This is a genomic window from Psychromonas sp. B3M02, assembly GCF_003318165.1.
Classification (GTDB): Bacteria; Pseudomonadota; Gammaproteobacteria; order Enterobacterales; family Psychromonadaceae; genus Psychromonas.
This window is the reverse complement of sequence record NZ_QOCB01000077.1, coordinates 1-6,551: the sequence shown is the minus strand read 5'-3', so window position 1 is coordinate 6,551 and position 6,551 is coordinate 1. Positions and strand designations below refer to the sequence as shown.

Here is a 6,551-nt window from a genome sequence, read left to right as displayed (position 1 = left end):
AAATAGATCAGTTACTTACTATGATTGGTATTATTACTGATGTTGATTAGTTTTACATTTATTTGGTTTATGAAGATTATAGGAATAATTATTAGCGATAAAACAATAGCTTGAAAGTTTGGTCTAGACATTGCTACTTTAATATATGTTGTTGTAACACCTAGATAAAAAACTTTGAATAAAGTATTTATCTTCATGTGAAAATGAGCAAAAGGAAGGTGGCATATGAAAAAACGAATAGTTATTTGTGCTGATGGGACTTGGAATCGTCCTGAAAATGATCTTAAGAAAGATTTTCCTACCAATATTTTAAAACTAGCCCGTGCAATCAAACCTTTTTCTTCAGACCAATCCCCACAACAAGTTTTTTACGATTGGGGCATTGGTTCCTATTACGATAATACTATTGGAGGTGCTACTGGCAGGGGGCTACATAAAAATATCATGGATAATTATCGTTATATTATCCAAAACTATTCTGATGGTGATGAGCTTTTCTTATTCGGCTTTAGCCGTGGTGCTTATACTATTCGATGTCTCTGCGGGTTAATTAATAACTGTGGCATTTTAAAAAGAGATAATGCGAAGCTGGTACAACACGCTTTTAATCATTATAAAAAATCAGGTGAAGCTTAGACTCCCAGTGGAAAAGAATCGATAAAATTTAGAAATGACTATTGTCACCAATCAAGAGAAGTAAAGTTTGTAGGGGTATGGGATACAGTTGGTGCGATGGGGATACCCTTGACATTTTTAGGATTATTTAACGATAAGGATGAATTTTATGATAATAAAATTGGCAGTAATGTTTTGATTGCAAGGCATGCGCTTGCTATTGATGAACATAGATGTGACTTCATCCCAACGATTTGGTCTGCAGGTGATAATATGGACATAAAACAGGTTTGGTTCGCTGGCGCACATAGCGACATCGGAGGTAGTTACCCACCTGATAAGTCGGGAACCATTTTATCAGATAATGCACTAAGTTGGATGCTTGAAGAGGTCACAACAGCTGGCTTAGATGTTGAAACACATTTACAAGAGAGCATTAAAGAGAGTGCGCTTGCTACTATGCATAATTCAAGAAGATCCTTTTATCGTATTAAAAGTAAATATTTTCGTACTATTGATCATGGTCAAGGGCAGGTATTGATTCATAAGTCGTTTAAATACCGCTGGGATAACGATCCTAAATATAGACCAAAAAACGTAGTCGATTACTTAGTGGATCATAAATGGAGCGAATGTATCCTTTAAAGCAATTAAGCCTGATAATCATCCCAATAAGGTTGTTCACCATAATAGTGACTAATAAAATCAATAAATGCAGTGAGTTTGTTTGAGGTTAATTTTCGATGCGGATAAACCACATACAAGCTCATTACATCAGGTGCAAAATCTTCTAGTATCACTTTTAACTTTCCCTGTTTAACTGCTTCACTGACGATAAAAGTCGGTTGTACCACATAACCTTCACCCGCAACCGCAGCCTCTACTAATACATCCCCATTATTTGAAGAGATACTTTGTCTTTGTGCTTTTATTGAATGCCTTAATGCGTTGATTATGGGTAAATGAGTTCGGTTATAGTCCATGTAGTTATAATGTAAAAAATGGTCTGGATTAAGTTGATCTGGGTGTTCAGGTATACCATTTTTCTCAAGGTATTCAGGAGATGCACAGGTCACAATATGAATAGGGGCAATACGTTTTGCAATCAATGAAGAGCTCTTTAGCTCACTAATACGCAAGGCTAAATCAAAACCTTCCTCAACAACATCCGTCTTGCGATCATTTAATTGTAAATCAATTTTAACGGCAGGGTTTTTACGTCTAAAATCTCTTAATAACGGGGCAATATGTTTGGTGGCAAATGATACTGGCGCACTGATCCGTAATGTACCTTGGACTTCGTTTTTAAATTGACCTAAGTTGCCTTCCATATCTTGAATGTTTTCTAATATTTGTTGTACATGCTGCACACACTGTTCGCCTTCTGCGGTAAGGCGAATTTTACGTGTTGTACGATTAAACAATCTAACACCTAAATGATCTTCTAAATGAGCAATATATTTACTGACTAGTTGGTTTGATATGTCCAACTTATCTGCTGCTTTAGTAAAGCTGCCTTCTTTTGAAACTGTGATGAAGGCTTTCATCATGTCGAGTTTATCCATCTTATAGACCTTATCTAATACAATGCCTGCTTCATTAACAACACCGTGTTGATAATAATTCAATGAATGGCATGTTTACCATTTAATTTGTTGTTAGTAAACTGCTTTCCGAACTAAACAAACAATTAATTTTTTTAAAGGGTAAACAATGAATAAGCAAATTATAAACAAAGTTCTTCAGACTAAAGCAGGGTTAGGGTCATTAGCAATTCGTGTTCCAGTGGGCATTGTATTAGCGGCACACGGCGGACAAAAATTGTTTGGCTGGTTTGGTGGATATGGCTTAGAAGGTACTGGTCAATGGATGGAAAGTATTGGTCTTGCACCTGGATTTCTGATGGCTTTGTTAGCGGGTAGTGTTGAATTCTTTGGTGGCCTCGCTTTGATTTTAGGTCTATTAACACGACCTGCGGCATTGCTCACTGCATTCACCATGTTAGTGGCTATTTTCACTGCGCATATTAGTCACGGTCTATTTATTAGTAATGGTGGATTCGAGTATGCCTTGATCTTATTTGCGGCTAGTTTAGCGTTAACGTTTCAAGGAGCAGGGTGCTTCTCTGTCGATAACCGTTTAACAAGGTTCATGGATAAATAATTAATAACTACCCCCTGATTTTTGAATAATAACTTAATAGGTCTCTGATCAGATATCAGAGACTTTATAGGAGTCACTATGTTAGTTAATGGTGTTTGGGAACGTAAATGGGATCCAGTACAGAAACAAGATAAGAAAGGCCGCTTTATTCGTCAAAGTAGTGCATTTACCAAACGTATCGATGACCCTCATGCTGCACTTGAAGATGGTCTGCGCTTATATGTGGCCTATATTTGTCCTTGGGCAACACGGGCGTTAATCGCTCGCTCATTATTAGGATTGGAGGAAGCAGTGAGTGTCGAGGTTGTAGAGCCTGCATTAACTGATTTTGGTTGGCGGTTTGGTGATTTTCCTGGTGCGACCAATAGTCAGGTTCAAAGTGTGGAGTTTGTACATCAGCTATACACTATGACTGACCCTGAATATACAGGACGAGCCACTGTGCCTATTCTTTGGAATTGTAAGAATAACAACATTATTAATAATGAATCTGCTGATATCTTGCGTATTTTTAATGATGACTTAAGACCTATTCATCAATCATTGGTTAATTTATATCCCCCTGCATTGCAAAATGAGATAGATATGTTTAATGATAGTATCTATAACAGTTTAAATAATGGTGTCTATCAAGCGGGTTTTGCTAGCACTCAGCAGGCTTATAATGAAGCGGTTACGGCGATATTTTCACGTTTAGGTAAGTTAGAAGAGCACTTTTCAGTTAATCAATATGCGGTGGGACAAAAGCTCACTGAAAGTGATATTCGTTTATTTGTTACACTGATTCGTTTTGATGTGGCGTATCACGGGTTATTTAAAACTAATCTTAAAAGAATCGCTGATTACCCTTATTTATCAGGGTACTTGCTGCGGTTACTCAAGCTCGATGCTTTTGCCAAGAATACACGTATAGACCACATTAAAACCGGCTATTACTCTATTAAAGCATTGAATCCTTCGATGATTGTGCCAGCAGGGCCAATACTGGGTTGGTTTGATTTATTACAGGAGGGGGTATGAGTTTAGCTCCGTTATTATTTGTTAGTCATGGCTCACCAATGTTTGCCTTTGATACAGGTTTGGCTGCACAGCAACTTGCTCGTCAATCAACACATTTTGATCATGTACAGGCAATTGTTGTTGTCTCGGCACATTGGTTAACCCATGGGAATTACATTACAAGCAGTGAAAGTCCACAGGTTATATATGATTTCAGCGGATTTCCACATGCCTTGTATGATTTACTATACCCCGCATGTGGTTCGTCGATTATAGCCAAACAAGTAATCACGTTATTTAATGATAATGGTATCGAAATGAAAGCTGATACTCAGCGCGGTTGGGATCATGGTGTTTGGGTCCCTTTACGTCATCTTCGCCCAAATGCTGATAAACCCATACTACAAATTTCTATCAATGTTGAGCATGATACAAACCAGCTGCAACACCTTGGCCAGGTATTAAAACAATTAAGGTCGCAAAATATTGGGATTATATGCTCAGGCAGTGTGACTCATAATTTAAGTGATACTAGAGCAAAACATGAGCTGGTGGCCGATTATGCACAACAATTTCAAGAGTGGGTAAGAGAAGCTGTCATCAGCAAGGATATCGAGGCTATCAAACAACCCAGTAAATCGCCTTTTTATCGGCAATCACACCCAAGTTCAGAACATTATTTACCATTGATAGTGGCGTTGGCCGCCATTGATGTGTATGAGTCGGTTAATGTATTAACAAGTCCAATTTTGCACCATACTATCTCAATGGAAAGTTATATTTGGACTTGATAAAAACGACCATCGGATTTGTATTTTGTCTTGAATTCAACGAATAAGTGATATTAATAAATATTATGCACTTATCCATTGCTTGGGTGATTTTCCATATAAGCGTTTGAATTCACGACTGAACTGTGAGGAACTAACATAACCAACTTGCATCGCTGCCTGACTTACTTTCATACCGCCAGCAATTTTCATTGCTGCATTATTAAGACGCATTGATTTCATAAATTGAATAGGTGATAAAGTGGTTGCTTGCTTGAATTTACGATGTAAAACGGCTCGACTTACACCAATGTTGCTTGCCATTTCATCGATAGTCACCGGTTGATCTAAGTGATCATTCAAATAGTTAATCGCCTTAGTCACTTCATTACCTGCAGCAAAAGCTTGTTGAGCAGATTTACCTGCATCACCTTTAAAAATTGCATAATAGAGTTCTCTCAGACGACCTTCGCCCAATAACTCTGCTTGATTTGCATCTGAATTTAACTGTAATAAGCGTAATAGGGCACTGCTAAATTCACTATCCCATCGGGCTAAGGTTAATCCTGAAGAGATCGATTTACCTTGTGATAGACGTGTTTTATATTGAGTAGAATCCATTGCAATCGCAAGTTCAGTCATCACTTTTGTATCGAGGGAAATCATAACACCTAATAATGGTGTATCAGATGATGCGTTTGGAACACCTGCTTCAATGGGCATTGACTGAGTGCAACATAAGTAATGGTTAACATCATAGCTGTGTTTACTGCCATCAAGTATCGCCTCTTTTGCTCCGCTGACAATAGCAATAATGGTCGGCTCATAAACCACGGGAGTACATGGTACCGGTTCAGTTGCCCGAAAAATGTGTACACCTTTAATGGCGGTTTCAACCATGCCATTATGCTTAATAGTATTTTCAATCAGTTGTTTTATTTGTGCTTTACTCATTAGTTAAAAATATCACCAAGAGTGGTAAGATTCAATTTATTGATATTATTTCAGTCTTGATAAGGGGGATTAATGAGTAAAAAAAATGAGTTTGATCTAGACATTGGTCAAGAACATATAGTGATACAACGACGTTATGAAGCGTTAGGTGCAGTTAATGACTTATTTATTGCTATTTGGTTTTTAATTGGCAGTGCATTTTTCTTAAATGATGCTCTGATTGAAAGTGGCACCTGGTTATTTATTGTTGGAAGTGCACAACTCATCATTAAACCTGTTATTAAGTTAATGAGTCTTATACACGTAAATAAAGCCTTTCAAAAAAACACTTAATCATACAAAAAGGTGTATTGTCATTATGGGGTGGGGTTACAGTATAATTTCCCTTCTGCAATCAAGTACCTCTACACCTAAAAAATTACCTAATAAGTTGCCGTCATGCATTAGTTGAATTAAGTCGTTATGATTGAGGATATTAATTCTTCGGCCATGCTCAGTTAATAAATTAAGCTCATAACAAGGGTAGCTGATAGCATGTTTACGTTGAATCATTTTATTATTAATTTGTAATGAAACGATATTGTGCAGTTTAACGTTCCGGTCAGTGTGGTTATTAAATACGCCCGTTACTCTATTGAATGTTGCTCTGCTTACAAAAGGCTGGATTAATGCAATACCAAAGGTGCCAATGGCAACTCCGAAACCACCCACAAAAATAGCAAGATCGTATTTGTCAGAAATAATCAGCTGATAGCTAGCTAATGCAATTAAAAAGAGACCTACCACGATATAAACAACACAAAATAGCATCGATGTTATAGTGGGGCGTAAAAAAGCTAAGTCTCCATCCACAATCACTTTATGAGATAAAAATTTAGGTCCATCTTTGAGTAGAGTACGAGTGAGATCTATAGTGACTGTGTCGTTATGGTTCATATACTATCCTTGTATATTGCACTAATTAACTAATTTATTGCTACTTTGTAAGTTTCCTAAAAGGGAAATTATATTCTGCACCTATTCTTTAAACTAAATTATACCAATTGTATT

General features: G+C 37.1%; 7 protein-coding genes and 1 pseudogene. 5 read left to right on the top strand and 3 right to left on the bottom strand.

Annotation, left to right across the window (positions count from 1 at the left end):
• The first annotated feature begins 225 nt into the window (after positions 1-225).
• A pseudogene (locus DS885_RS08610) lies at positions 226-1,260 on the top strand (DUF2235 domain-containing protein).
• Between the two features lie 5 nt (positions 1,261-1,265).
• Here DS885_RS08610 and DS885_RS08605 read toward each other — a convergent pair.
• The gene (locus tag DS885_RS08605) at positions 1,266-2,180 is read right to left on the bottom strand and encodes a LysR family transcriptional regulator (RefSeq protein WP_113819031.1); all 915 of its coding nucleotides are present in this window, start codon (positions 2,178-2,180) and stop codon (positions 1,266-1,268) included.
• A gap of 148 nt (positions 2,181-2,328) precedes the next feature.
• On the opposite strand from DS885_RS08605, the gene DS885_RS08600 reads away from it, so the two are divergent.
• From DS885_RS08600 to DS885_RS08590, 3 genes are all read left to right on the top strand, one after another.
• Entirely contained in the window at positions 2,329-2,778 is a 450-nt protein-coding gene (locus DS885_RS08600; RefSeq protein WP_113819030.1) for a DoxX family protein, read from the top strand.
• Between the two features lie 78 nt (positions 2,779-2,856).
• Positions 2,857-3,798: a glutathione S-transferase C-terminal domain-containing protein gene (locus DS885_RS08595; RefSeq protein ID WP_113819029.1), complete on the top strand. Its 942-nt coding sequence runs from the start codon at positions 2,857-2,859 to the stop codon at positions 3,796-3,798.
• Positions 3,795-4,568: a dioxygenase family protein gene (locus DS885_RS08590; protein WP_113819028.1), complete on the top strand. Its 774-nt coding sequence runs from the start codon at positions 3,795-3,797 to the stop codon at positions 4,566-4,568. The genes DS885_RS08595 and DS885_RS08590 overlap by 4 nt, the downstream gene beginning before the upstream one ends.
• Before the next feature lie 63 nt (positions 4,569-4,631).
• Here the strand turns inward: DS885_RS08590 and DS885_RS08585 are convergent, their stop codons facing one another.
• Positions 4,632-5,501, bottom strand: a complete 870-nt coding sequence (locus DS885_RS08585; RefSeq protein ID WP_113819027.1) for an AraC family transcriptional regulator — start codon at positions 5,499-5,501, stop codon at positions 4,632-4,634.
• Positions 5,502-5,573: 72 nt separating this feature from the next.
• Between DS885_RS08585 and DS885_RS08580 the strand changes: the two genes are divergently transcribed.
• Positions 5,574-5,834, top strand: a complete 261-nt coding sequence (locus DS885_RS08580; RefSeq protein WP_113819026.1) for a YrhK family protein — start codon at positions 5,574-5,576, stop codon at positions 5,832-5,834.
• A gap of 36 nt (positions 5,835-5,870) precedes the next feature.
• Here the strand turns inward: DS885_RS08580 and DS885_RS08575 are convergent, their stop codons facing one another.
• Entirely contained in the window at positions 5,871-6,437 is a 567-nt protein-coding gene (locus DS885_RS08575; protein ID WP_113819025.1) for a hypothetical protein, read from the bottom strand.
• Positions 6,438-6,551: the final 114 nt, after the last annotated feature.